Origin of the sequence: Microlunatus elymi (assembly GCF_007362775.1) — a bacterium.
Classification (GTDB): domain Bacteria; phylum Actinomycetota; class Actinomycetes; order Propionibacteriales; family Propionibacteriaceae; genus Microlunatus; species Microlunatus elymi.
On sequence record NZ_CP041692.1, the window covers coordinates 2,303,838 to 2,328,280 of the forward strand.

At 67.3% G+C, this 24,443-nt stretch carries 25 protein-coding genes; 14 read left to right on the top strand and 11 right to left on the bottom strand.

Annotated elements, in window-relative coordinates:
• Nucleotides 1–38: 38 nt before the first annotated feature.
• Nucleotides 39–1,190, bottom strand: coding sequence for a lactonase family protein (locus FOE78_RS10365; RefSeq protein ID WP_168207462.1), 1,152 nt, complete (start codon nt 1,188–1,190; stop codon nt 39–41).
• Nucleotides 1,191–1,295: 105 nt separating this feature from the next.
• On the opposite strand from FOE78_RS10365, the gene FOE78_RS10370 reads away from it, so the two are divergent.
• From FOE78_RS10370 to FOE78_RS10380, 3 genes are all read left to right on the top strand, one after another.
• A complete protein-coding gene (locus tag FOE78_RS10370) occupies nt 1,296–2,315 on the top strand; it encodes a tyrosine recombinase XerC (protein WP_143986214.1) in 1,020 nt (339 codons plus the stop codon).
• A 162-nt stretch (nt 2,316–2,477) separates the two neighbouring features.
• The gene (locus tag FOE78_RS10375; protein WP_143986215.1) at nt 2,478–3,890 is read left to right on the top strand and encodes a serine hydrolase domain-containing protein; all 1,413 of its coding nucleotides are present in this window, start codon (nt 2,478–2,480) and stop codon (nt 3,888–3,890) included.
• A gap of 244 nt (nt 3,891–4,134) precedes the next feature.
• Nucleotides 4,135–4,425 (top strand): hypothetical protein, encoded by a 291-nt coding sequence (locus FOE78_RS10380; protein ID WP_143986216.1) that lies wholly within the window; start codon nt 4,135–4,137, stop codon nt 4,423–4,425.
• A 22-nt stretch (nt 4,426–4,447) separates the two neighbouring features.
• Here FOE78_RS10380 and FOE78_RS24150 read toward each other — a convergent pair whose 3' ends face one another.
• A complete protein-coding gene (locus FOE78_RS24150) occupies nt 4,448–5,497 on the bottom strand; it encodes a peptidoglycan DD-metalloendopeptidase family protein (RefSeq protein ID WP_228266144.1) in 1,050 nt (349 codons plus the stop codon).
• A gap of 525 nt (nt 5,498–6,022) precedes the next feature.
• Here FOE78_RS24150 and rpsB point away from each other — a divergent pair.
• From rpsB to FOE78_RS10415, 5 genes are all read left to right on the top strand, one after another.
• Entirely contained in the window at nt 6,023–6,976 is a 954-nt protein-coding gene (rpsB, locus tag FOE78_RS10395) for a 30S ribosomal protein S2 (RefSeq protein ID WP_143986217.1), read from the top strand.
• 36 nt (nt 6,977–7,012) lie between these two features.
• On the top strand, nt 7,013–7,831 hold the full coding sequence (gene tsf, locus FOE78_RS10400; RefSeq protein ID WP_143986218.1) for a translation elongation factor Ts: 819 nt from the start codon (nt 7,013–7,015) through the stop codon (nt 7,829–7,831).
• A gap of 173 nt (nt 7,832–8,004) precedes the next feature.
• Nucleotides 8,005–8,721, top strand: coding sequence for a UMP kinase (pyrH, locus tag FOE78_RS10405; RefSeq protein ID WP_143986219.1), 717 nt, complete (start codon nt 8,005–8,007; stop codon nt 8,719–8,721).
• 83 nt (nt 8,722–8,804) lie between these two features.
• Nucleotides 8,805–9,359 (top strand): ribosome recycling factor, encoded by a 555-nt coding sequence (gene frr / locus FOE78_RS10410; protein ID WP_210414995.1) that lies wholly within the window; start codon nt 8,805–8,807, stop codon nt 9,357–9,359.
• 156 nt (nt 9,360–9,515) lie between these two features.
• Nucleotides 9,516–10,400, top strand: coding sequence for a phosphatidate cytidylyltransferase (locus tag FOE78_RS10415; protein WP_143986221.1), 885 nt, complete (start codon nt 9,516–9,518; stop codon nt 10,398–10,400).
• Nucleotides 10,401–10,799: 399 nt separating this feature from the next.
• Here FOE78_RS10415 and FOE78_RS10420 read toward each other — a convergent pair whose 3' ends face one another.
• A complete protein-coding gene (locus FOE78_RS10420) occupies nt 10,800–11,234 on the bottom strand; it encodes an ester cyclase (RefSeq protein WP_143986222.1) in 435 nt (144 codons plus the stop codon).
• Between the two features lie 139 nt (nt 11,235–11,373).
• On the opposite strand from FOE78_RS10420, the gene FOE78_RS10425 reads away from it, so the two are divergent.
• Nucleotides 11,374–11,991: a TetR/AcrR family transcriptional regulator gene (locus FOE78_RS10425; protein WP_143986223.1), complete on the top strand. Its 618-nt coding sequence runs from the start codon at nt 11,374–11,376 to the stop codon at nt 11,989–11,991.
• Between the two features lie 208 nt (nt 11,992–12,199).
• Nucleotides 12,200–12,718: a hypothetical protein gene (locus tag FOE78_RS10430; protein WP_143986224.1), complete on the top strand. Its 519-nt coding sequence runs from the start codon at nt 12,200–12,202 to the stop codon at nt 12,716–12,718.
• 8 nt (nt 12,719–12,726) lie between these two features.
• Here FOE78_RS10430 and FOE78_RS10435 read toward each other — a convergent pair whose 3' ends face one another.
• The 3 genes from FOE78_RS10435 to FOE78_RS10445 all read right to left on the bottom strand — a co-directional run bounded on the left by FOE78_RS10435 (nt 12,727) and on the right by FOE78_RS10445 (nt 14,306).
• On the bottom strand, nt 12,727–13,560 hold the full coding sequence (locus FOE78_RS10435; protein WP_143986225.1) for a DUF72 domain-containing protein: 834 nt from the start codon (nt 13,558–13,560) through the stop codon (nt 12,727–12,729).
• 81 nt (nt 13,561–13,641) lie between these two features.
• Entirely contained in the window at nt 13,642–14,070 is a 429-nt protein-coding gene (locus FOE78_RS10440) for a TA system VapC family ribonuclease toxin (RefSeq protein ID WP_143986226.1), read from the bottom strand.
• Nucleotides 14,067–14,306: a ribbon-helix-helix protein, CopG family gene (locus FOE78_RS10445; RefSeq protein WP_143986227.1), complete on the bottom strand. Its 240-nt coding sequence runs from the start codon at nt 14,304–14,306 to the stop codon at nt 14,067–14,069. Before FOE78_RS10445 ends, FOE78_RS10440 begins: the two co-directional genes overlap by 4 nt.
• Nucleotides 14,307–14,437: 131 nt before the next feature.
• Here FOE78_RS10445 and rlmN point away from each other — a divergent pair, with 131 nt between their 5' ends.
• Nucleotides 14,438–15,562 (top strand): 23S rRNA (adenine(2503)-C(2))-methyltransferase RlmN, encoded by a 1,125-nt coding sequence (gene rlmN, locus FOE78_RS10450; protein ID WP_143986228.1) that lies wholly within the window; start codon nt 14,438–14,440, stop codon nt 15,560–15,562.
• A 7-nt stretch (nt 15,563–15,569) separates the two neighbouring features.
• On the opposite strand, the gene FOE78_RS10455 is transcribed toward rlmN, so the two are convergent.
• Nucleotides 15,570–16,274 (bottom strand): class I SAM-dependent DNA methyltransferase, encoded by a 705-nt coding sequence (locus FOE78_RS10455; protein ID WP_143986229.1) that lies wholly within the window; start codon nt 16,272–16,274, stop codon nt 15,570–15,572.
• A gap of 29 nt (nt 16,275–16,303) precedes the next feature.
• Nucleotides 16,304–17,077, bottom strand: a complete 774-nt coding sequence (locus tag FOE78_RS10460) for a DUF899 domain-containing protein (RefSeq protein WP_143986230.1) — start codon at nt 17,075–17,077, stop codon at nt 16,304–16,306.
• A gap of 349 nt (nt 17,078–17,426) precedes the next feature.
• Here FOE78_RS10460 and FOE78_RS10465 point away from each other — a divergent pair, with 349 nt between their 5' ends.
• The gene (locus FOE78_RS10465; protein WP_168207463.1) at nt 17,427–18,389 is read left to right on the top strand and encodes a glycoside hydrolase family protein; all 963 of its coding nucleotides are present in this window, start codon (nt 17,427–17,429) and stop codon (nt 18,387–18,389) included.
• 89 nt (nt 18,390–18,478) lie between these two features.
• Here the strand turns inward: FOE78_RS10465 and FOE78_RS10470 are convergent, their stop codons facing one another.
• The 3 genes from FOE78_RS10470 to lon form a co-directional block, all read right to left on the bottom strand.
• Nucleotides 18,479–18,937 (bottom strand): MaoC/PaaZ C-terminal domain-containing protein, encoded by a 459-nt coding sequence (locus FOE78_RS10470; protein WP_143986232.1) that lies wholly within the window; start codon nt 18,935–18,937, stop codon nt 18,479–18,481.
• Between the two features lie 34 nt (nt 18,938–18,971).
• Nucleotides 18,972–20,246: a glycoside hydrolase domain-containing protein gene (locus tag FOE78_RS10475; protein WP_228266145.1), complete on the bottom strand. Its 1,275-nt coding sequence runs from the start codon at nt 20,244–20,246 to the stop codon at nt 18,972–18,974.
• Between the two features lie 249 nt (nt 20,247–20,495).
• On the bottom strand, nt 20,496–22,835 hold the full coding sequence (gene lon / locus FOE78_RS10480; RefSeq protein WP_210414915.1) for an endopeptidase La: 2,340 nt from the start codon (nt 22,833–22,835) through the stop codon (nt 20,496–20,498).
• A gap of 244 nt (nt 22,836–23,079) precedes the next feature.
• Between lon and FOE78_RS10485 the strand changes: the two genes are divergently transcribed.
• Together FOE78_RS10485 and FOE78_RS10490 are read left to right on the top strand one after the other, a co-directional pair.
• Nucleotides 23,080–23,667, top strand: coding sequence for an HdeD family acid-resistance protein (locus FOE78_RS10485; RefSeq protein ID WP_143986234.1), 588 nt, complete (start codon nt 23,080–23,082; stop codon nt 23,665–23,667).
• Nucleotides 23,668–23,827: 160 nt separating this feature from the next.
• Nucleotides 23,828–24,397, top strand: coding sequence for an HdeD family acid-resistance protein (locus FOE78_RS10490; protein ID WP_168207464.1), 570 nt, complete (start codon nt 23,828–23,830; stop codon nt 24,395–24,397).
• The last annotated feature ends 46 nt before the right edge of the window (nt 24,398–24,443 follow it).

Consider the following 24,443-nt stretch of genomic DNA (forward strand, 5'->3'; position numbering starts at 1 on the left):
GTGCTGGCGACGAGCCGTCGGCGAGAGGTCCGAGAACGCTACCGGGTCGGCACGACACAAGCCGGCGACGGCGTCGGCAGCTGCAGCACCGTCTGCCAGTCCTCGGGCTTGTTGCTGACTCGTGCCGGCCGGATCACCGTCACGTTGTTGCTCTCCTGGTTGGCGATCCAGAGCTGCTCACCGTCGACGGCGACGTCTCGGGGCCAGCGACCCCCGCAATCGATCTCGACCAGCGGATGCGGCGTGCCCGATGCGTCGAGCGTGAACACGCTGACGGTGTCGGCACCCCGGTTGGCGACGACGACCTGGTCACCGAGCACGGCGATTCCGGACGGGTAGATCCGCTCGTCGGTCTGCTTGGTCGACGCCGGCACCGTGACGCCCTCGGCACCCACCTCCGCGTCCAGGGCGCTGACCCACAGGGTGGCCGACAGTTCGCAGGCGACCACCAGATGCTGACCGGACAGCACCAGGTGCCGCGGCCCCGACCCGGCCGGCAGCGCGATCGAGTCGCCGGCCGGGCTCAGGTTTCCCTCGTCGTCGATCAGCACGAGGTGCACGGAGTCGGTGCCGAGATCCGGCACCAGCAGCGCCTGTCCGACGCTGACCACCTGGTGCGCGTGCGCCGCGTCCTGCCGTTCGGGATCCGGGCCGGAGCCTTCGAACTCCAGCAGCCCGATCCGCTCCGACAGTGCGCCGTTGTCCTCGATCTTGAAGCTGGCGATCGAGCCGCTGGTGTAGTGGGCCACCACGACGAAGTTGCCGCTGTGGTCGAAGGCGAGATGGCAGCCACCGTCGCCGTCGCTGGCAACGGTGTTGATCAGGTGCAGACCGTTGTCGTCGTAGCGGACCGCGGATACCTGGCCGGGTGTCCGCTCGTGCACGACGAACAGCCAGGGCTCGTCCGGGTGCTTGATCACGTACGACGGTGAGCCCAGCCCGAGTGCGGCGAGTTGCGCGGGCACGCCGTCATCGGGGGCGCCGTCGTAGGCGGTCAGCCCGGTCGCCGAGCCGCCCATCTCCTCGGTGTAACCGCCGACGAAGATCCGTTCCGGCGGATCGAACGCGACCGGCGTCTCGTCGGACGCGGTTTCGTCGGAGGGCGCGGGCTCGGGCACCTCCGGGACGGCGGGATTCTGATCGGACTGGTCGGCAACGTCCTGGGCGGCGGCGCCGCTGGATTCGGTCATGGGCACTTGGATATCACGGACACCGTGGGCTCGGACAGCGGCCGGTACATCCTGCTCGCGGTGTGGCGACTTGCCGGGAAGTCGTGGCGGGGCGAGGGTGGACGAATGGCCGAGATCGAGGCGCGGACGGAGCTGCCGGACTGCTACGTCGCGGTGCTGGCCGACTACGAGCGACATCTGCGTGCCGAACGACGACTGTCCGAGCACACGGTGCGGGCCTACCTGGGCGACCTGCAGAGTCTGCTGGCGCACCTGAACCGGCTCGGCATCGAGGACCTGGACGACGCCGAGCTGACCGATCTGCGCAGTTGGCTGGCTCAGCAACAATCCTCCGGCGCGGCTCGCGCGAGTGTGCAGCGTCGGTCGGCCGCAGTGCGGGTCTTCTGGGAGTGGGCCCACCACACCGAACGGACCAACCGCAACGTGGCCGCGGGGCTGAAATCGCCGAAGAAGCAGCGCCGGTTGCCGGCCACGGTCGACCAACAGTCGGCCGCGGCCATGCTCGCCGCGGCGATCGAACGAGCCGAGGAGGCCGGCCGGACCGACGACGTCGGACGCGATCGGGACGACGTCGCCGTCGAGGGCAGCGGAGCCGGCGACCAGGGCAGGATCCGGCGAGCAGTCGGCGTCCGCGACGTCGCGATCCTGGAGACGCTCTACGCCACCGGCATCCGGGTCTCCGAACTCTGCGGCCTCGACCTCGCCGACCTGGACACCGATCGGCAGGTGCTGCGGGTCTTCGGCAAGGGCAGCAAGGAACGCAGCGTCCCGGTCGGTCTGCCCGCCCTGCGCGCGCAGCAACGCTGGCTGGCCGAGGGGCGAACGGTGATCGCCGGACCGAGTTCGGCCCAGGCGATGTTCCTCGGCGAGCGCGGCGCCCGGATCGACCCGCGGGTGGTCCGACGCGTCGTGCACAGGGCGTTCGACGTCACCGACGGAGCACCCGACCTGGGACCGCACGGGCTGCGGCACGCAATGGCCACGCATCTGCTGGAGGGTGGGGCCGACCTGCGCAGCGTGCAGGAGATGCTCGGCCACTCGTCCTTGGCGACCACCCAGATCTACACCCACGTGACCACCGATCGGCTGCGCCGCGCCTTCGAACAGGCGCATCCCCGCGCCTGAGCCGTCACCCAACCATCCGCTCGGCAAGTCGTGCTGCGCCAACAATCGGCTCGGCAAGCCGCGCTGATCATGAAATCCTGACCGGCGCGGCATGGCCGACGGCGGTCGCCGGCTTCCGGACAGGGCTTTCGGAGCGGAATTTCGGACAGGGGAGTGGCGAGGATGACGAGTGGCTACGACGTCGAGACGGTCAAGCAGGCACTGCCGTACATCGAGTCCTGGATCGAGTTGCAGCGCGATCTCACCCGGACCCCTGGGGTGCAGGTCGCCATCCGAATCGGCGACGAACTCGTCTGTTCCCGAGCGTTCGGGTTTGCCGACGAGCGGGCCGGGCAGCCGCTGCGGACCGACCACCTCTTCCGCATCGCGTCCCATTCCAAGACGTTCACCGCGACCTCGGTGATGCAGTTGGTCGAGCGGTCGAAGCTCAGGCTCGACGATCGGATCGACAGCTGGGTGCCCGAACTGTCCGACAGCCAGGTCGGCGGCGTGACGATCCGCGAGTTGCTCGGCCACCAGGGCGGAGTCATCCGCGACGGGAAGGACACCGACTTCTGGCAGCTGATGCGGCCCTTCCCCGACCGGGCCGAGTTGATCAAGCTGTGTCGTGATCACGGCCGGGTGTACGCGCCGAACGAGCACTACAAGTACTCCAACGTCGGCTTCTCGCTGGTCGGCCTGGCGATCGAGGTGGCGAGCGGGCAGAGCTACCACGACTACGTCGGCGAGCACATCATCGAACCGCTCGGGTTGAAGGACACCGGCCCCGAGTACGACCCCGCCCGCAAGGCCGACTACGCGGCGGGCCACTCGGCCCTGTTGTCCGGCCGGGACGAGCGGCTGGCGATCGGTCACATCGACACCGCCGGCATGGCGGCGGCAACCGGCTTCTACTCCACCGCCGCCGACCTGACCCGCTACGGCGCGGCGCACTTCTTCGGCGCCGAGGAGTTGATCAGCGACGGCAGCAAGCGGCTGATGCAGCGCATGGAGAGCTCCATCAGCTCCCACGGCAAGGACCAGGGCCGCTACGGGCTCGGGATCGACCTGACCAAGATCGGCGACCGCGAGTGGATCGGCCACGGCGGCGGCTATCCGGGCCACATCACCCGCACCAACATCGATCCGGTCGGCGGCGCAGTGGTTGCGGTGCTCACCAACTGCCTCGGCGGACCGGCGGCCTCGCTGGCCGAGGGGATCATCAAGCTGCTCGATCTTGCCGAAGCCGCACCCGCGGAGTCCAAGCTCGCCAAGGGCATCGACCCCTCCCGCTACACCGGCCGGTTCGCCAACCTCTGGGGTGTGACCGACATCGCGGTCCTCGGCGGCCGACTGGTCGGGCTGAGCGGCGGAAGTCTCAACCCGACCGAGGACTGGGACGAGTTGGCGGTGGTCGACGACGACACGCTCGCGCTGGCGCCCGAGGCCGGCGGCGGTCCCGTCGGCGAGCGGGTCGAGGTGCTCGAGCGCGATGCCGAACACCATCCGCAGCTGATCCGCTACGGCGGCGGCCTGTGCTGGCCGGTCGAGACCTTCAAGGCACGCCGCGCCGAGCAGATCGCACGGGTCGGCTAAGCCTGGATCCACCGATTTGCGGCGTCGCGAGCGGCACCAGACGGGTGGGCTGGCAAGGCGCCGCCGCGAAGGGCTACCGGGCGTAACGCGAGGGGCGGCAACGCCGCCAGCACGCCCGTATGGTGACGCGCAGCAGCCGGAATCGGTGGATCCAGGCTAAGCGGCCAGGTCGGCCCGCGCGGTAACGGTCCGGACTCAAACGAGTCCGGGGATCCGGCGCCGGCGATCCTGGCATGATCGGGACATGCCGAGCAGCGATGTCGAGATCAGCGCCCTGGCCATCAATGTCACGATCCCCGAACACCTCCAATGGACGGACACCCGCCGAGGTGAGGAGTTCCAGCTGCTGACCCTCAACGTCAGACGGCTGCCGGACGGTCATCTCGCGGCCAAGGCCTACGGTCGACCGGTCGCCGGCGGCCGGGGCGCGTACGTCTCCTTCCGAGTCCCGGACCGGCCGGAGTTGGCCGCACTCATCTCGGTCGCCGCCGATCGGGCGGCGGGCTTGTGGGCCGATCATCACGGTCTGGGTTAACCTCATTGGATCTCCGCGCACCTCAGTACCAACTCATCGGATTGACCATCTGGCCGTTCAGCCAGACCATCAGGTGCAGGTGACAGCCGGTCGAGTAGCCGGTGGTGCCGACGTAGCCGATCACCTCACCCTTCGCCACTCGATCACCGACACCGACCCGATAGGACGTCGCGTGGTTGAAGCCGGAGACCACCCGGCGACCGTCCACTACGCCGTGATCCAGCATCAGCCGGTTGCCGTAGCCGGCGTTGAAGTACGCCGCGCTGACCGTGCCGGCGTACGGCGCCTTGATCGGAGTGCCGCAGGCGGCGCCGAAGTCGGTGCCGTCGTGCAGTTTGTAGACGTGCAGCACCGGATGGAACCGCATCCCGTACGGCGACGTGATCGAGGCCGCGACCGGGAAGCTGAAGCCGTGCGATCCGGCTGCCCCGAGCGGTCCGTCGGTGCCGCCCGCCGACGGGATCGTCGCCGCGGCCGCCGGCCGCTGCTGCAGCCGTTCGGTCACGGCCTGCCGTTCCGAGGCCGGATACAGCCGGTACTCGCCGCTGCCGACTGCGCCGACCGGACCGCTCTGCTGCGGACCGAGCAGGAGAGGGTCGAGATAACTGTCGCCGCGTTTCAGACCCCAGTGCAGACACGTGTCCTGGCCGCAGTGGCCGGCCGCCAAAGTGCCGATCTGCTGCCCGGCGCGGACCTTTGTGCCCACCGGCAGGATCGCGGTCACCGGCTCGTAGGTCGTCCGCAACGAGCCGTGATCGACCACCATCACACCGCGCCCGGCCAGCATGCCCGCGTAACTGATCGTGCCGGCCGCCGCCGCCAACACCGGCGCTCCGGGCGAACCGGACAGGTCGACGCCGCGGTGCCCGGCACCCCACTGCTGGGCGGGCGGATCAAACCCGCGGACGACGTCCGGACTGCCGGCCAGTGGCCAGCTCGTCTGCTCCGGCAGACCGGACCGGGCGGTCTGCAGCGGATCTGCGGCCGCCGGTGCCGCGCGCGCGACCACGGCCAACACGCCGATCAGCAGGACTCCGACGACGAGCCGGCTGTGGATCCAGAAGCGCCTCATGCCCCTACATTCCGCATTTTCGGCCGAAGTGGCCGGGGCTGTGGATGACGCTTCGAACCTCGTTTCGCCCTGTGGAAAACGGGGGCGCCTCGGCGGGACGGCGACCCACCCCGACCGGGGATTCCAGGAGGTTGCGTTCATCCGCGGGCAGGTGTGGGTGCGTAAGCTCCTCGAATCCGGGGAATCGGCCGGAACTCACAGACTGCGCGGTGCCCGGGTCCGAACGGGTTCGGGCCCGGGTTTCCCGGACGTCGCGCTCGGCGGCGGCGATTTCTCACTGCCGAGCCGGACAGCGTAAAGTGTGCGCAGCAGCCCTTCGCGGGCTGACTTCGCATGCACACTTTTCGGCCCATCGGGCCGGGCGGCAACGACGGTCTCTGCCACAACTCCGGGGAGCAACAACCCAGGACTGCGGGCTGAGTTCGGCGGCGCGTGTGCGTCAGGGGCGTCGTCACTCGGCGCCGACAACCGTCGTCCGGACCGGTCCCCGTACCGTGTCCGGCTGAAACGCAGGAGGCAGACCGCATGCCGGTCGTAACCACCCGCCAGCTCCTGGAGAGCGGCGTCCACTTCGGTCACCAGACCCGCCGTTGGAACCCGAAGATGAAGAGGTTCATCTTCACCGAGCGCAACGGCATCTACATCATCGATCTGCAGCAGTCGCTGACCTACATCGACCGCGCCTACGCGTTCGTCAAGGAGACCGTCGCCCGTGGCGGCCAGATCCTCTTCGTCGGCACCAAGAAGCAGGCCCAGGAAGCCATCGCCGAGCAGGCCACCCGGGTCGGCATGCCGTACGTGAACCAGCGCTGGTTGGGTGGCATGCTCACCAACTTCCAGACCGTGATCAAGCGGGTCCAGCGGCTCAAGGAGCTGGAGGGCATCGACTACGACGATGTCGCCGCCTCCGGTCTGACCAAGAAGGAACTGCTGGGTCTGCGCCGCGAGAAGGACAAGCTGGAGAAGACTCTCGGCGGCATCCGCGACATGGCCAAGACCCCGCAGGCAGTCTGGATCGTCGACACCAAGAAGGAGCACCTGGGCGTCGACGAGGCCCGCAAGCTCCGGATCCCGGTGATCGCCATCCTCGACACCAACTGCGATCCCGACGAGGTCGACTTCCCGATCCCGGGCAACGACGACGCGATTCGTTCGGTCTCGCTGCTCACCCGGGTGCTCGCCGACGCGGTGGCCGACGGCCTGATGTCGCGCTCCGGCGGCCAGACCGGCGAGGAAGAGGCCACCAACGAGCCGATGCCCGATTGGGAGCGTGAGCTGCTGGGCCAGGGCACCGAAGGCGCCCAGGCCGACAGCGCCGACAGCGCTCAGGCCGACAGTGCAGGCGCCGACAGTGCAGGCGCCGAGAGCGCCGTCGCCGAAGCCGAGGCCCTCACCCCGGCCAACGAGACGCCGGCCGTCGCGGCCGAGAACGCCGAGGCTGCTGCCGACGCCGCCGATTCCGACCGTCCCGAGAACTGATCCGTCACCCGAAGAGAACGAGGACAACCAAGAGTCATGGCAGACATTTCCGCTGCTGATGTGAAGCGGCTCCGGGATGCGACCGGCGCCGGCATGATGGACGCCAAGAAGGCCCTCGTCGAGGCCGACGGCGACTTCGACAAGGCCATCGAGCTGCTCCGGGTCTCCGGCGCGGCCAAGGCGGCCAAGCGTGGTGCCGAACGGTCCGCGAGCAACGGCCTGGTCGCCGAAGCCGGCGGTGCGCTGATCAAGCTCGGCGCCGAGACCGACTTCGTCGCCAAGAACGACGAATTCCAGGCGCTGGCCGGCGAGATCGTGGCCGCGGCCGCGGTGGCCAAGGCCGACAGTGTCGAGGCGGCCAACGCCGCGACGCTGCGGACCGGCGGCACCGTCGCCGAGGCGGTTACCGCGCTGGCGGCGACCATCGGCGAGAAGCTGGAGCTCAGCGATGCCGCGTACGTGGCCGGTCAGCACGCCGTCTACCTGCACCGTCGCGACCCCGACCTGCCGCCGCAGATCGGCGTCCTGGTGGAGTACGAGGGCACGGACGCCGAGGCCGCCAAGGCCGCTGCCCGGCAGATCGCCGCGATGCGTCCGGGCTACCTGACCCGCGACGAGGTGCCGGCCGACGTGGTCGACAAGGAGCGCGAGATCGCCGCTGCGAACGCCAAGGAGTCCGGCAAGCCGGAGCAGGCGTGGCCGAAGATCGTCGAGGGCCGGGTGAACTCCTTCTTCAAGGAGGTCGTGCTGCTGGAGCAGCCGTCGGTCACCGATCAGAAGACCACCGTCGGCAAGCAGCTCGAGGCCGCCGGCGTCAAGGTCACCCGTTTCGTGCGGTTCGAAGCCGGTAACTGAAAGCACCCTCTGATTAGCTTGGGAACATGCGCTGTGAGACACAACAATCGGTGTCGCACAGCGCATGTTTCATGTCCGGGCACGATGTCAGAATCGTGCCGGCCCTCTGACCGCACGTTCACCCGCAGCCGAACTTCCAGCCGAACTCCCGAGAACCCCCAGGAGGCCACAAGATGACCGATGGTCCGTACAAGCGCGTACTGCTGAAGCTCTCCGGTGAGGTGTTCGGCGGCGGCCAGGTCGGCGTCGACCCGAATGTGGTGTCCAGCGTCGCCAAGCAGATCCGGGCGGTCGCCGAGCGTGGCGTCCAGGTCGCGATCGTGGTCGGCGGCGGCAACTTCTTCCGCGGCGCCGAGCTGCAGCAGCGGGGGATGGAACGTGATCGGGCCGACTACATGGGCATGCTCGGCACGGTGATGAATTGCCTTGCCCTGCAGGACTTCTGCGAGAAGGAGGGCGTCCAGACCCGGGTGCAGACCGCGATCACCATGGGTCAGGTCGCCGAGCCCTATATCCCGCGCCGGGCCGAACGGCATCTGGAGAAGGGCCGGGTGGTGATCTTCGGCGCCGGCTCGGGGATGCCGTACTTCTCCACCGACACGGTGGCCGCGCAACGGGCGCTGGAGATCGGCGCCGAGGTGTTGCTGATGGGCAAGCAGGGCGTGGACGGGGTGTACGACTCCGACCCGCGGCACAACCCGGCCGCGGTCAAGTTCGATGAGCTGACCTACGACGAATTCCTCGCCCGCGACCTCAAGGTCGCCGACGCCACCGCGATCAGCATGGCGCGTGATTACAAGCTGCCGATGATCTTCTTCGGGCTGGACGAGGAGGGCAGCATCGAGGCCGTGGTGGCAGGTGAGAAGATCGGTACCGCGGTGCATGCCTGACGCCGGCGGCACCGCCCGGTAGCCTCACCGCGTACGAGAAGAACGAACCGCCAACCAGCACGCTCACCAGGAGACCTACTGTGATCGCCGACATCATCTCTGACGCCGAACAGAAGATGGCCAAGGCCATCGATTACGCCAAGGAGGAGTTCGCCGCGATCCGGACCGGCCGGGCGCATCCGGCGATGTTCTCCAAGCTGACCGCCGACTACTACGGCACCCCGACCCCGATCCAGCAGCTGGCCAGCTTCAACGTGCCGGAAGCTCGGATGATCATGATCACTCCGTACGACCGCTCCGCGATGGCCGGCATCGAGAAGGCGATCCGCGACTCCGATCTCGGTGTCAACCCGACCGACGACGGCAACGTCATCCGGGTCACCATGCCGGAGTTGACCGAGGAACGTCGCCGCGAATACATCAAGTTGGCGAAGACGAAGGCCGAGGAGGCCCGGGTCTCGGTGCGGAGCGTGCGGCGGACCGCCAAGGAAAGCATCGACAAGCTGGTCAAGGATTCCGAGGTCGGCGAGGACGAGGCCGCTCGCGCCGAGAAGCAGCTCGATTCGGTGACCAAGAAGCACACCGACTCGATCGATGACCTGCTCAAGCACAAGGAATCAGAACTCCTCGAGGTCTGAGTGACTCCCGAGCCGAACTCACCCGGCGAACCCGATCAGGATCCGGAGTTGAATTCACCCGGCGGCCCTGCCCCTGACCCCGTCGAAGGTCCCGCAGCTGTTGACGGTCCGGGGTCGGCAGCTCAGCCGCCGAGCGTAGAGTCCGGTGGCGTTGCGTTGCCGGACTGGGGGCATCACGACAAGGCCGACTACGGCCGGGCCGGCCGGGACCTGAGAGCAGCGACCATCACCGGCGTACTGCTCGGGGCGGCGGTGGTCGCCTCGTTGGCGTTCTTCCGGTTCGGCTTCATCCTGATCATGGCCGCGCTGACCATCCTGGCCACCATCGAACTGGGCCAGAACTTCCGCCGCCGCGGGATCCGGACCTCGGCGATCCCGATCGCGGTCGGCACCGGCTGCGCGGTGATCTTTCCCTACCTGGCCCCGTACGTGCCGTCGATCAACGGCAACGGCGAACGGCTGGCCGCCAACGCGGTGCTACTGGGAGTGCTCGGGCTGACCGCGATCGTGTCGCTGGCCTGGCGGATGCCGCGCGGCTCGGACGGTTTCCTGGCCGACGCGTCGGCCAGTCTGTTCCTGATCGCCTACGTGCCGTTGCTCGGTTCCTTCGTGACACTGATGCTGACCGACGATCACGGTGTGCCGCGGGTGGTCACCTTCATCCTGGTGGTGGTGATGAGTGACCTCGGCGGCTACGTCGGCGGGGTGTTGTTCGGCAAACACAAGCTCGCCCCGGTGATCAGCCCGAAGAAGTCCTGGGAGGGACTGGCCGGATCGGTCGTTTTCTCAACCACCGCAGCGATCCTGATGGCCGTCTTCGGTTTGGACACGCATTGGTGGGTCGGGCTCGTCCTGGGTCCGTGCCTGGTCGTCGTCGGCACCCTCGGTGATCTGGTCGAGTCCTTGATCAAGCGCGATCTCGGCATCAAGGACATGAGCAACTTCCTGCCCGGTCACGGCGGTGTGATGGACCGGCTGGACTCGCTGCTGCTGGCCGCCCCGGTCGCCTGGTTGATCATGTACCTGCTGGTCGCCGGCTGACCTCGCCCCATCTCAGCCCCAGCCACAGCCGCACCACTTGGCGCCAGCCGCACCGGTTGCAACTGGTGCGGCTGGCGCTAAGTGGTGCGGCTGTGCGTTGAGCCGGGCTGTTCGGGTGCCGCAGTCGGGTTCAGGTGCGGCTATCCGTCTGCGGTGGCCGGTTTCCAACCACAGGTGGAGTCCGGGTCCAGTCACCAAGATCAACTTGCGTGACGAAGGTGCAGCTCCGAGGGCGCGATTCCCGCGCCATCATCACGCAAGTTCGTCCGGCCGGACGCATGGAGGATGCCGCGTTGAGCATCTTCGCGATCCACCCCGACCCGAGCCTCGGTCGAGCAACATCGATCTGCCGACGCGACCACGGTGCCGTGCCGGCCCCTGGGATCGACGGTGCCCCAGTCAGGCCACCCGCTCCGGCCGGGCGAGACGATCCAGCACGCCGGTCTGGGCGAGCAGGGCGAACCGGTCCGGGACGCCCCAGTGTTCGACGATCCGGCCGTCGACGACTCGGGCGATGTCGACCACGGTGATGTCGACCGGCCGCCCACTGGGCGGTCCGAAGAACGGGCCGGTCGCAGTCGCCGTGACCCGCACCCGGATCCAGGTCGTGCCGTCCTTCTCGGCCCAGTCCTCGACGGTGAATTCGAGGTCGGGAATCGCGGTGTGCACGTCGCGGATCGCGTCCTTGACCTTCTGGATCGCGGTCGGGCCGCGGCCGGCCAGCCCGAACTGATGCTCGATCAGGTCCGGCGCGCACAACTCGTCGACGATCGCGGTGTCGCCGGTGGCGAACCCCTCGGCGAACATCCGGCGGAGCGGGGTGATGGTGTCCATGGGAAAGCCTCCTCAGGCCATTGATGCAGTAAATCTGTTGTGAGTGCAGTACCACTGCAATGAATGTAGTGCTACTGTCCTCCGCGTGGAGCAGGCTGTCAAGAGGTCAACCGGGCGGACGTCGTCGAGTTCGGCTGCGGTGAGTGCCGATCGACGGCCGAGCTATCGCCAACAGCAGGCGGCGGCCACCAGGGATCGGATCGCCGAGGCCGCCCGGAGGCTGTTCGCCGAGCTTGGCTACGGGGCAACCAGCATGGCCGCGATCGCGGCCGAGGCCGGGGTCGCCGATCGGACCGTCTACTCGGCGTTCGGCAGCAAACGCGAGATCCTCTCAATGATCTGCGAGCAGTGGCTGGAGCGTGCCGGCGTACGCGACCGAGCGGCACAGGTGCTCGCAGAACCGGACCCGAAGCGCCGGTTGCAGGGGGCGGCGTCCTGGCTCCGAGCCCTGTACGAGGCCGGATTCGACGTGGTGTTGATCTTCGAGGCGGCCACCGACGACAGCCCGGAGACCCGCGAGTTGCTGCGTTCCAAGTTGGCCGGTCGGAACCAGGTGATGGACGCCATGATCGCCTCCCTCGGCGACGCGCTGACCATGCCGTTGGCGCGGGCGCAGGCGGTCTATCGCGCGCTGGCCGCGGCAGGTGTCTATCGTGAGTTCGTCCAGGAGTCCGGCTGGTCGCCCCAACAGTTCGAGGACTGGGTGGCCGAGATCCTGCAGCGACAACTCCTGGATCGCACCAGCTCAGCACACTGAGCGTCCCGGGACGTGCATGAGTCAGGGGAAGGAGTGACCCCCTGGCAGTCCATGCTTTCCCACGCCGACCCACCCGGTACATGGATCAACAACATGGGCGTCCATCCGGTGGGGCGGACGATTGCATCCGTCATCCCAGGACGCCATGAACAGCGCACGCACGCTCGCGTGCGCCGATGGCGGCTGGGACCCTCCGAGAAGGACCCGAATGAAGAAACAGATCATCGCGTCGATCGCAGCCACCGCACTGACCGCCGGCGGCCTGGTCGTCGCCACCGCCGCGCCCGCGCAGGCAATGTGTCCTGACAAGACCGGCTACACGCTGCACGCGACGCAGGTCGCGATGCCTTTCAAGCATGTCAAGCAGTTCAAGGACGGAAAGGGCGGCAAGATCGTCGTCTCCAAGTCCTACTCCGGCAGCGTCAGCTACAACGTGACGGCGGGTGCGGAGGCCGAGGTCGGAACCGTCTTCGCCAAGGCGAAGGTCTCGGTCAGTTCCTCCCTGACCAAGACGAACTCGACCTCGGCGACCCATACCTATGAGCACGCGATCTCGAAGGGGAAGTACGGCCACGTGCGTTACGTCTCCTGGGGCAAGCGGGTCTCCTGGAAGAAGTGGCACCAGGTCACCACTTCCAAGGGTTGCCAGATCAAGAACCTGCGGAGCGGAGTGATCAACTTCCCGACCAAGTCGGAGGGCTGGCAGTACTGGGAAACCAAGAGCTGACCTGCCGGTCAGGGTCCGGTCCGCCCTGCGATGCCGAGACGTTCGGCCAGCGCCATCGCATCGTAGGGGGACCGGACCTTCACGTCGTTGTCGAAGTACACAAAGAAATCCGGGGCCTGGCGGCTCCAGAAGTTGATCTTCCTCGCCCAGCTGTCAAGACCCTCGTCGGTGTAGCCGCTGACGTAGAGTTCGTCGGCACCGTGCAGCCGGACATAGCCGAAGTCTGCGGTCAGTTCCTCGATCTGCGGCCACTTGCCGGCCGTGTCGGCGATCACGATCGCGATCCGATGATCATGAAGCAGATCCAGCAACCCCGGGGTCTTGAAACTGTCGTGGCGGACCTCGAGCGCGTGCCGGATCGGTTGCTCGGGATCCTCCGCCGTGAGCAGCACCCGGTCCCCGGTCAGTTTTTGATCATGGTCGGCGCCGATCGCGACCGCCTCGCCGTGGGTGCGGGGCAGTGCGGTGAAGAAGTCGGCCAGCCGGCCGGGGGCGTAGCCGAAGTTCGGCGGCAGCTGCCACAGGATCGGGCCGAGCTTGGGGCCCAGCGCCAGCAGGCCGGAGACGAAGAAGTTGGCCAGGGACGCGCGCGGGTCCAGCAGTCGCTTCATGTGGGTGATGAATCGGCCGCCCTTGACCGAGAAGACGAAGTCGTCGGGCGTCTGCTGACGCCAGAGCGCGAAGCTCGACGGCCGTTGCAGGGAGTAGAAGGTGCCGTTGATCTCGATCGAGTTCATCCGCTCGGCGGCGTACGCCAACTCCTGCTTGTGCGGCAGACCCTTCGGGTAGAAGCTGCCGCGCCACGGCGGGTAGGTCCAGCCGGATATACCGACCCTGATCATGGACCCGATGGTAGAGGCCACTCGCCGGGATCCAGTTGGACTTCCGCGAATCCTGCTGCCGCAGAAGTCAACGGACCAATCTCACAACACCATCAGGTGTTCGGCAGTGGCTCGCGGAACGGAATCGAGTTCGATCGACTGGTCGAAGGTGACCAGCCGGCCATCGTGCTCGACGGCGAGCGACAGGAGGTAGCTGTCCGTGATCTGCGGGGACCTCAGCAGATGCGACGGGTCGATGTGATCTCGACTCGTGACGGTGACGTCACTTGCCCAGAAGGAATGCTGTTCGGTAGCGGTTGCCTCCGCCAGCAACTCGATGGCCTGCGCCGGCGGAATCGGATGGGGATACCTGGGCTGGCTGATGATCCTGATGAATCCGTTCTCGGTGATCGCGCAACTTGCCCAACCATCGTCGATCTCCGCGTCGAGCCACTCCCAGGCCGTGGCGTGGCCGACGTGGTCGGAGTCGAAGAGTGCCAACAGGACATTTACGTCGAGGAGCGCGGTCACAGCGCCTCGTCGTCGCGGATGTCGTCGATGAGTTCATTGGTCACCACTCCGCCGCGGTGTGGTAGCGGACGGAAGCCGTAACGGGCTTCTTCGGTCCGCGCGGAGTGGGTAGCTGATCGGGTGAGCGACTGCCTCGCGAGCTCCGACAGGACCTCGCCGGCGGTTCGGTGTTCCCGCGCGGCTCGTTCCTTCACCGCCCGCAGGACATCATCATCTACCGTCAACGTTGTGCGCATGCATCAGATGATACTGCATCAGATGCACAGTCCGATCGCATCTCTGGCGACTGAGCATCGGGAGGGAGCAGGCGTGGCACGGTCGTGATCAACTTCGCCGGGCCCGATCGACATGGGAGAATGCCAAGGCCATGACTTCTCTTCCCCTCGTTTTCGACGCGCCCAAACGCGGCCTGCCGCCGAAGCATCTCGCCGACTTCACGCCCGAGGAACGAGCCGAGCGAGTCGCAGCGCTGGGGGAGAAGCCGTTTCGGGCCAAGCAGCTGTCCAACCACTACTTCTCCCGGCTCACGGTTGATCCGGCGCAGATGACCGACATCCCCGCCGGCTCCCGGGATCGGCTGGTGTCCGAGCTGATGCCGCCGCTGTTGACCGAGATCCGGGCGCTGGCCTGCGATGACGGAAGCACGCGCAAGACGCTGTGGCGGGCCCACGACGGGACGTTGCTGGAGAGCGTGCTGATGCGCTATCCGGATCGGGCCACGCTGTGCATCTCCAGTCAGGCCGGCTGCGGAATGGCCTGCCCGTTCTGCGCCACCGGTCAGGGCGGGCTGGAACGCAACCTGTCCACCGCCGAGATCGTCGATCAGGTCCGCTCGGCCGCCGCGGTGATGCGGGACGGGCTGATGCCCGACTCGACCGGCGTACCGACTCCGGGCCGGCTGTCCAACATCGTCTTCATGGGCATGGGCGAGCCGCTGGCCAACTACAAGCGGGTGGTCGCCGCGGTCCGCCGGATCACCGAACCGGCGCCGGCCGGGCTGGGCATCTCCCAGCGCTCGGTCACCGTGTCCACGGTCGGTCTGGCGCCGGCCATCCGCAAGCTGGCCGAGGAGAGGATGCAGGTCCGGCTGGCGGTCTCGCTACACACGCCCGACGACGAGTTGCGCGACACCCTGGTCCCGGTGAACAACCGCTGGTCGGTCGACGAGGTGCTCCAGGCCGCGCGCTATTACGCCGACACGTCGGGGCGCCGGGTCTCCATCGAGTACGCGCTGATCCGCGACGTCAACGACCAGCCGTGGCGGGCCGACCTGCTGGCCGAGCGACTGCGCCAGCACCTCGGCCAGTTGGTGCACGTCAACGTGATCCCGCTGAACCCGACACCGGGATCGCAGTGGGACGCCAGCCCGAAGCCGGTGGAGCGCGAGTTCGTCCGCCGGGTCAACGCCGGCGGCGTGGCCTGCACCGTACGCGACACCCGCGGCCAGGAGATCGCCGCGGCCTGCGGTCAGCTGGCGGCGTTGGAGAACTGAGCTCTGATCAGCGAGCGGTGAAGAGGGTCACCGCTCCCGGGTAGCTGCGTTCCCCCTCGTACGGCGGCAGGTTGGCGGCCAGCTCGGCGTCGAACGAGGCGAGATATTCCTGTGCTCGTTGGTGATCGGCCACCGCGAGTGGCGTGACCTCGCACGCCTCGACCCGATCGAAGTGGCGCCGCAGCGCGGCCTCGCCGTTCTCCGAACTGAACTGGGTGATCAGCAACGGCGCACCGGCCGCCGCCAGCAGGCCGCCGGCATGGTGATCACCGTTCGTGATCGCCACGAAGCTGCCGCCGGGCCGCAGCACCCGGCGTACCCCGGCGAGGGTGCGATCAAGATCAGGAACGTGGTAGAGCATCCAGGCTGCCAGCACCGCCTCGAAGCGATCATCGTCGAACGGCAGGTCGTCGGCATCGACGACCTGGGCAGCAACGCCGCGTTCGGCGGTCAACTCCACCATCCGCTCGGACTGATCCGTCGCCAACACGTCGGTGCCGGGAAGCTCGCGGCTGATCCGCTCGGCGAGCAGACCGGTCCCACAGCCGATCTCCAGCAGCGACTTCGGGTCGGCGGCCCGCAAGATCTCGACGGCGATGTCCTGCGGGGTGATCCCGTCGGCCGGTGGCTGCCAGATCGACATCCGGGTGGTCAAACCGGTCTCTCGGCCGTACTGCTCGCGGACCGACTGGCGTTCGTTACCGATGGGCATGAGGTCAACGTACGCGACGCGATGATCACTCAGGCTCGGTCATCGTGATCAAGCAACCGCATGTTGGCGTGGCCGACCTGCATCTCCAGCGGCTCGGCTCGGCCGCGAGGCTCTTCCCAGGCTTCTTGCCGGCCGAGAGCCGTGAGGTCGAGATAGGGGATGTGGTAGTGGAATCGTTCGATGCCGCGACCGTAGGTGGAGTAGGTGTGGAAGACCTCGCCGTCGACCTGCAGGAACGTGCTGATCCCGGGCCATTCGCCGTTCATCGTCTCGGCCAGCGGGGAACCGGCCCGGATCAGTTCAGCCTTGGTACGGAAGTGCACCATCGGTTCGGCGACGCGGTCATCGATGGTTGCGTGGAAGTCGTAGTTGAAGTCGCTGCCGGCCGACGAGTACCACGGGAACGTCCAGCCCATCCGCTCGGCGAACGCGGCGAGCTTCTCGTACGGAGCGCGGGACACCGCGACCAGCGTCGTGTTCCGCGCGTGAAGTTGGCGTAGCTTGCCGATGCCGTCGGCGGCGGAGGCGCAACTGGAACAACTCTCGTCCCACTCGGGGGCGAACATGAAGTGATGCATCACCAACTGTGGCCGGTCCTCGAACAGATCGAGCAGGCTCACGGTGCCGGTCGGGCCGTCAAATGTGTACGGCTTGTCGATGCGCACCATGGGCAGTCGGCGCAGGTCCGCGTTGACCCGGTCCTGCAGCCGGGTGAGCTCCTTCTCCTGCTCCAGCAGGCGTTTGCGTGCGGTCAGCCATTGTTCTGCCGAGACCACCTCGGGCAGGTTCTGCCAGTTCGTCATCGTTTTCCCCTGTTCCTGCAGCAACCTTCGGCAATCACGCCTCCGGTTGTGCTCGGTCGGTCGGCCACTCTGTCGCGGCGGCGTGCTTGTCATCCTGTCTCGGCCCACCGACATTCGCCGCCCAATATGCCGCCGCGGGCGACGCTCTACTGGCTAAGGTCGGCGGTGACCTACCAGCCAGCAGAATGACCGAGATGTTCGTCGCCGTACCCGTCCCGGGAGCCGGTGAGACGGTGCCCGGAGCTACTACCAGCACTCCGGCACTATCCGGCGGACGGAAAGCCTGCTCAGGTGTTGATGCATGCGATCAGCGACGACCTGAGGTCGTGGACCAAAGATCGCCGGCGAGTTGGTTGCGCCACAGCCGGGCTACGACCCCGACAACTGGCGCGATCCGTTCGTGCTGCGGGACGAGGACAACGACCGCTGGGTGATGATTCTCGGTGCCCGGCAGCGATCCGACCAGCGAGCGGTGACCGGCCGTACGGTGTGGCTGACCTCGACCGATCTTGATCACTGGGACTTTCGGGGCGACTTCTGGGCACCCGATCTCTACACCATGCACGAGATGCCGGATCTGTTCCGGATGGGGGATCGCTGGTATCTGCTGACCACCGAGTACAGCGATCGCAGCAAGACCGGCTATCGCAGCAGTGAGAGTCTGCACGGCCCGTGGACCGCCCCGATCGACGACGCCTTCGACGGACGCGCCTACTACGCCGCCCGGTCGGCATCCGACGGTGATCATCGCTACCTGTTCGGCTGGGTACCGACCAAGGAGCACGAAGATGATCTTGGTGCGTGGCAGTGGGGCGGGACGCTGGTGGTGCACGAGGTCTACCAACGACCGGACCGCTCGCTGGGCGTACGAATCCCCGAAACCGTACGGTGCGCGCTGCCTCGGACCACGCACTTGATCAACGAGCCGGTGCAGCTGAGTTCGCCGGACGGCCGATCCGGGCAGCAACTGGCCGACCTGCCGGACGGCGGCGCATTCTTGATCAACCTACGGCTGCGGCCGGAATCCCTGCGCAGCTTCGCAATTCGGCTGTTCACCGACCCGACCGGAACCGACGGGTACGCCTTCACCTTCCGGCCGGGCGAGCACAAGATCGACTTCGATCGGGTCCCCAACTATCCCTGGTACCGCTACGACAACCGGGGATCGGAACGTCCGTTCACCGTGCAGCCGGGCACAGCCTGGACATCGACATCGTGGTGGACGACACCATCCTCACCCTCTACGTGGACGGCGTCGCCCTCGACGTACGCGCCTATCAGCGCCCCGGCGCCGGGCTGTGGGTCGACGTGATCGACGGCAGTCTGCGGGTGGATCGGGCGACGGTGTCGATCTCTGATCGCGTTCGGCCCGGAGTCTCGTGATCGCGTCCGGCGCGCAGTTCAGCTGATCGCGTTGGCTCGGGTCAAGATCAAGATGTCCATCCGGCCCTGCTGGACGATCTCGCCGCGCTGATTGGCCAGCCTCAGTTCGCGTTGTACGACGCCGGTGTTGCCCTTGCTGGTCAACCGGGTGCCGACGATCTCGACCGTGCAGGTGAGAGTGTCGCCGATGAAGACCGGGTTGGTGAACCGCCAGTTGTCGATCCCGAGCAGGGCCACCGAACTGCCCTCGAAGACCCCGATCCGCGAGATCAGCCCGAGGCAGAGCGATGCGCCGAGCATGCCGTGCACGATCCGCTTGCCGTAGCGGGTGTTGCGAGCGAACTCCGCATCGGTGTGCACCTGGTTGTTGTCCCCGGTCCAGGCGGCGAAGCTCATTACGTCGGCCTCGGAGATGGTGCGCCCCGGCGTGCTGAACTGCTGACCAACCGCGAAGTCCTCGAAGTAGTACGGTCCCATGCCGGCATGATGTCAGCCGGGCAGTGCCGGGGCGTCAGGGGCATCGGGGGACCGGAGCACTCCAGCTGCTGTTGGACCGGTTCGCGACGTAGTAGTCGCTGACCCAGCGGTTGTCGACGAGCCGGTTCCAGACTCGCGTCGTCTGCACCGTCGAGCCTTGCTGCTGACACATCACGTAGGCCAGCGCGCCGCGCGGCAAGGCGCTGCCGCTGCTCGGGTACGACGTGCCCGGTCCGGTGCGGGCGGTCAATGACGTGCCGGCGGTGACCTGGCCGGGATAGACGCAGCGGGGCAGTCCGGCGGAGAATCCGGTGTCGGACGGCGTGCTCGTGTAGTGGTCGCTGACCCACGCACCGGTGGTCAGCCGATTCCACACCGACGTGCCGCCGACCTTCTCGCCGAGGCCCTGGCAGATCACCGGCAGCGTCGCGCCCGACGCGTAGGTCCGGGTGATCGGGTAGGAGGTGCCCGGGCCGCTGCGGGCGTTCAGTGACGACGCACCGACGACCCGGTAATCGCGGGCCACCGTCGCGACCGGTGCCTTGACGATGTCGCTGTCGATGTTCAGCTTCACGCCGCCGTGGGTCTCGTCATGATCGCCGCGATACTGCTTGGCTCGTTGGGTATTCGCCCAGTACCCGTCGGGCGCCGTCGGCCAATCCGTGACCGTCGCCTTGCCGTCCCAGCGGGCCATCCAGACAGCGTCCGGCCGGGCGTAACCGGTCGAGTTGTAGGAGTCGGCGAGATCGCGGATCCCCGAGTCCTGGTGGGCGTAGACACCGGCCAGGTAGCCGACCTTGTGCAACGCCGTCGTCCACGCGGACACGTACCGTCGGACGGCCGTCCGGCAGGAACTGTCGCTGCGGTCGTAGTGCTCCACGTCGGCGTAGAGCGCGCTGCCGGGCAGCAGGCCGAGAGTCTTCGCCTTGGTCACCGCGTCGTTGCCGTCGGAGGTGCCACGGGTGCCGGCATCGCTTGCGGTGTAGCGATGTGGCTTCGAGCCGACCATGCAGGACGGCTGGTAGCCGAAGTAGGTCGGCAGCAACTTCCAGCCGTCCGCGGTCACCTGCCGCACCCATGCCGCGGTCAGGTTGGGTTGGCTGCAGCCGCGGTTGTTGCCGCCGAAGTAGATGTTGACGATCGTGTACGGCGAGCTGCCGCTCCACGCGCTGAGGGCACCGGCCGACGGCGCCGTACAGGTGTCGAAACCCGAACCGCTGGTCGGCGTCGCCGCCGATCCGCTCGGATAGACCACCGGCGAATCCGGCAGGGCGTTGGCCGGGGCAGCCGACACGGCGAAGATCAGCACCGTAGCGGCTGCTGTCGCGCAGCCTCCGGACAGAACGCTGAGCCGAGCCGACATGACGAACCCCCGTGTGAGAGCTCAGTCTAGATCGGCGCGCCCGATGGCGTCGGCGTTCAGCACACAAACTCGATTTGTGTCCTTGGCTGCGGCTGGATCATCGCCGTCCAGCGCGACGGTCCGGGATCGTCAACCGACCGACGCCGGTCCGGCAACTGATCACCGGACCGGCGTGAAGTTGATCTTCGCTCGGCCTCAGGCGGCCTGGGGGTTCTGGACCGCGGCGGACGTTGCGATGTCCTCCAGCGCGATCGCCAGCACCTCGCCGACGTCGCCGACCGGGTGGATGTTCAGCGCCCCGCGCACCGAATCGGGCAGATCGTCCAGATCCGGCTCGTTCCGCTTCGGGATGATCACGTCGGTCAGTCCGGCCCGGTGTGCGGCCAGCAGCTTCTGCTTGACGCCGCCGATCGGCAGCACCTTGCCCTGCAAGGTGACCTCGCCGGTCATCCCGACCGTCGACTTCACCGGTCGACCGGATGCCAGCGACGCGAGTGCGGTCACCATCGTGACGCCGGCGCTCGGCCCGTCCTTCGGCACCGCACCGGCCGGCACGTGCACGTGGATCCGGTGCTCGGCCAGGTCACCGGCCTGCCCGCGGGATCGCAGGTAGGACAGGGCGATCTGCACCGACTCCTTCATCACGTCACCCAGCTGACCGGTCAGCACCAGACCTGCCTCGCCGTCCATCTCGGTCGCCTCGATGAAGAGCACGTCGCCACCGGCACCGGTGACGGCCAGCCCGGTCGCCACGCCCGGGACCGAGGTGCGTTCGGCCGTCTCCGGGGTGAATCGTGGCCGACCCAGGTAGTCCTTCAGATTGTCCGGGGTGACCGCGACCGGCTGATGATCATCCGGCTCGGCAGCTTGGTCGAGCTGGACGGTCACCTTGCGCAACACCTTGGCGATGGCGCGCTGCAACTGCCGTACGCCGGCCTCCATGGTGTACTCCCGGGCGATCAGGCCGAGCGCCTCGTCGCCGATCTCGACGTCGGTGGGTTCCAGCCCGGCCTTGCCGATCTGGTCCGGCACCAGGTGATCACGGCCGATCGCGACCTTCTCGTCCTCGGTGTAGCCGTCCAGGGCAACGACCTCCATCCGATCCAGCAACGGTTGCGGGATGGTGTCGATCACGTTGGCGGTGGCCAGGAACAACACGTCGGACAGGTCAAGATCAACTTCCAGGTAGTGATCGCGGAAGGTGTGGTTCTGCGCCGGATCGAGCACCTCCAGCAGCGCCGCCGCCGGATCGCCGCGGAAGTCCGAGCCGACCTTGTCGATCTCGTCCAGCAGGATCACCGGATTCATCGACCCTGCCTCGGTGATGGCCCGAACGATCCGGCCCGGCATGGCGCCGACGTAGGTCCTTCGGTGTCCGCGGACCTCGGCCTCATCCCGTACGCCGCCCAACGCGACCCGGACGAACTTGCGTCCCAGTGCCCGCGCGACCGACTCGCCGATTGACGTCTTGCCGACGCCCGGCGGCCCGACCAGGGACAGCACCGCACCCGAACCGCGGCCGCCGATCACCGACAGGCCGCGCCGGTTGCGCCGCTGGCGTACGGCCAGGAACTCCACCAGCCGCTCCTTGACATCGTCCAGCCCGGCATGATCGGCGTCCAGGATCTCCCGGGTCCGAGCAAGATCATCCGAGTCGTCGGTGCGCACGTTCCACGGCAACTCGAGCACGGTGTCCAGCCAGGTCCGGATCCAGCCGGACTCCGGCGACTGCTCCGAGGCACGCTCCAGCTTGCCGACCTCGGTCAGCGCGGCCTTGCGTACGTCCTCGGGCAGTGCGGCCTGCTCGACCCGCGTCCGGTAGTCGTCGGCGCCGTCGGGCTCGTCCTCGCCGAGCTCCTTGCGGATCGCCGCCAACTGCTGACGGAGCAGGAATTCGCGCTGGGTCTTCTCCATCCCGTCCCGGACGTCGGTGGCGATCTGCTCGGCCACCTCCTGCTCGGTCAGATGGTCCTTGGTCCAGTCGATCAGCTTCTCCAACCGGACGATCACATCCGGTTCGGCCAGCAGTTCGATCTTCTGGTCGTGATCAAGATAGGGGGCCCATCCGGCCGTGTCGGCCAGCTGGGAGGGATCGGTGATCTTCTGCACCGAGTCGATCATCTGCCAGGCGTTGCGTTGCTGCAGGATCGACGTGACCAGGGACTTGTAGGTCCGGCTCAGCTCGGCGACGCGTTCCGGGTCCTTGACGACGGACTCGACCTCGTGCACCTCGACCCACAGGGCCGCGCCGGGGCCGATCACGCCGGCACCGATCTTGGCCCGGGACTCCGCACGGACCACGGCGGCGGGCTGGCCGTTGGGCAGCCGGCCGACCTGTTCGAGTTCGGCGATGGTGCCGACGGGCGCGTATTGGCCGTCGGGTCGGGGGACGAGCAGCAGCCGGTCGTCGGCGGTCTGGGCTGCGTCCACGGCGGCCCGCGACTCCGACTCGTCCAGCTCGATGGGGATCACCATGCCCGGCAGCACCACCGAGTCGGAGAGCGGGAGCACGGGCAGCTTCTGGATGTCGGTCATGCCGGCTCCAACCGCGCCCGGGACGCCCGCATTCCAGGGTTGAGTCTGGTTCGCTCAAGGTGAACAGGGCGTCGTGGTCCGGCGGCCGATTCACCACGTACGGTGCCGGTCACGCCGCGCGGCGTCCCCGACCGGCGCGCTCAACGGTGCCAGAATCTGAGGCTGAGGAAGAAGGCCGTGCCGTCGGTACGGCCGCAGAGAACCTGACGGAGCCCCGTCGGAAAACGAGAATGGAGCTTTCGCCGTGTCGTTTGTAGATCCTGAGGCATCCGCCTTCGGGGACCTCGCCAAGAAGGTCTGGTACTGGCCGGTGATTCGCGGCGTGCTGGCGATCATCCTCGGCATCCTCGCCTTCGCCGCCCCACTCACCACCGTGGTGACGATCGCCATCGTCGTCGGCATCTGGTTCATCATCGACGGCATCGTCGCCATCGTTGACGCGATTCGCCAGCGCGGTTCCGGAGGCATGGCCTTCCACATCATCGTCGGCATCGTCGACCTCGTCTTCGGCCTGTTGCTGTTGTTCTGGCCGGGCAAGACCCTGCTGGTCTTCGTCTACCTGGCCGGGATCTGGGCGATCGTGCTCGGTGTGCTGGAGATCATCGCCAGCATCCGCAGCCGCAAACAGAACAGCGGCTGGATCTGGGGACTCGCGGTCGGCGCGATCGCCATCATTTTCGGCATCGTGGTCGCCGTGCACCCGGGCTTCAGCCTGGTCACCATGACCTGGATCATCGGCATCTTCGCGGTGGTCTTCGGCATCTTCTGGATCATCTTCGGATTCATGATCCGCAGTGCCGGGAAGAAGGCCTCAGCCGGTCAGTTGCCCTGATCGATCGACTTGTCCGATGGAGCTAAACCTGTAGATGACAGCTAAGGCGTGCCCCCGCCGAGCGGCCCCGATCGGGCCGGGCGGGGACAGGTCTTGATCCCTCGCTCCCCGCATGGGCTGCCCCGGATCGTGCAGAGAAACACGTACGAAAGGTGGCGCAATGGCTGTTATCCAACCGAGCCATGAGTACGGCTCGATCGCTCACAGGGTGTGGCCCTGGTCGATGACCCGCGGCGCGCTCGCGGTGATCTTCGGCATCCTCGGCTTCGCCCTTCTGTTACCGATGGGGACGATGCGTTCGTTCGCCATGGTGATCGGGATCTTCGCCATCCTGGACGGCGTTGCCAACGGCGTCGATGCGGCCCGCTGGCGCGGCAGCACGATGGTGCTGCGTGGCATCGCCGGACTGGTCGGCATCGTCTTCGGCGTGATGGCCCTGGTGATGACCGGTGTGACGATGACCCAGCTCACCTGGATGTTGGCGATCTGGGCGTTCGTGATCGGCGGTCTGGAGGTCGTCGACAACATCATCCAGCGCAGCTCGGAGCATCGTGACTGGATGTTCGGGATGATCATGGGTGGCTTCGGGCTGGCCCTCGGCGTGGTGTCGGTGATCGCGATGCCGTTGCTGACGACGCTGATCTGGTACGCGGCGGTTGCCATCATCCTGTGGGGCATCGCCGGTCTGATCATGGGTGCCAGCGAACGGCGACTCTCGCACAACGGCTGATCCCTCTTTGATCCCCAACCGACCCGCGTCCGGCAACACTCCGGGC

Bases quoted from the DNA above. Each gene is read 5' to 3' on its own strand.
- rlmN (WP_143986228.1), top strand. From the start codon at position 14,438: ATGACTTCTCTTCCCCTCGTTTTCGACGCGCCCAAACGCGGCCTGCCG.
- FOE78_RS10460 (WP_143986230.1), bottom strand. From the start codon at position 17,077: ATGACGAACTGGCAGAACCTGCCCGAGGTGGTCTCGGCAGAACAATGG.
- FOE78_RS10470 (WP_143986232.1), bottom strand. From the start codon at position 18,937: ATGGGACCGTACTACTTCGAGGACTTCGCGGTTGGTCAGCAGTTCAGC.
- FOE78_RS24150 (WP_228266144.1), bottom strand. From the start codon at position 5,497: ATGAGGCGCTTCTGGATCCACAGCCGGCTCGTCGTCGGAGTCCTGCTG.
- FOE78_RS10365 (WP_168207462.1), bottom strand. From the start codon at position 1,190: ATGACCGAATCCAGCGGCGCCGCCGCCCAGGACGTTGCCGACCAGTCC.
- tsf (WP_143986218.1), top strand. From the start codon at position 7,013: ATGGCAGACATTTCCGCTGCTGATGTGAAGCGGCTCCGGGATGCGACC.
- FOE78_RS10430 (WP_143986224.1), top strand. From the start codon at position 12,200: ATGAAGAAACAGATCATCGCGTCGATCGCAGCCACCGCACTGACCGCC.
- FOE78_RS10490 (WP_168207464.1), top strand. From the start codon at position 23,828: ATGGCTGTTATCCAACCGAGCCATGAGTACGGCTCGATCGCTCACAGG.
- FOE78_RS10380 (WP_143986216.1), top strand. From the start codon at position 4,135: ATGCCGAGCAGCGATGTCGAGATCAGCGCCCTGGCCATCAATGTCACG.
- FOE78_RS10420 (WP_143986222.1), bottom strand. From the start codon at position 11,234: ATGGACACCATCACCCCGCTCCGCCGGATGTTCGCCGAGGGGTTCGCC.
- lon (WP_210414915.1), bottom strand. From the start codon at position 22,835: ATGACCGACATCCAGAAGCTGCCCGTGCTCCCGCTCTCCGACTCGGTG.
- FOE78_RS10435 (WP_143986225.1), bottom strand. From the start codon at position 13,560: ATGATCAGGGTCGGTATATCCGGCTGGACCTACCCGCCGTGGCGCGGC.
- FOE78_RS10370 (WP_143986214.1), top strand. From the start codon at position 1,296: ATGGCCGAGATCGAGGCGCGGACGGAGCTGCCGGACTGCTACGTCGCG.
- rpsB (WP_143986217.1), top strand. From the start codon at position 6,023: ATGCCGGTCGTAACCACCCGCCAGCTCCTGGAGAGCGGCGTCCACTTC.
- FOE78_RS10445 (WP_143986227.1), bottom strand. From the start codon at position 14,306: ATGCGCACAACGTTGACGGTAGATGATGATGTCCTGCGGGCGGTGAAG.
- FOE78_RS10455 (WP_143986229.1), bottom strand. From the start codon at position 16,274: ATGCCCATCGGTAACGAACGCCAGTCGGTCCGCGAGCAGTACGGCCGA.
- FOE78_RS10375 (WP_143986215.1), top strand. From the start codon at position 2,478: ATGACGAGTGGCTACGACGTCGAGACGGTCAAGCAGGCACTGCCGTAC.
- pyrH (WP_143986219.1), top strand. From the start codon at position 8,005: ATGACCGATGGTCCGTACAAGCGCGTACTGCTGAAGCTCTCCGGTGAG.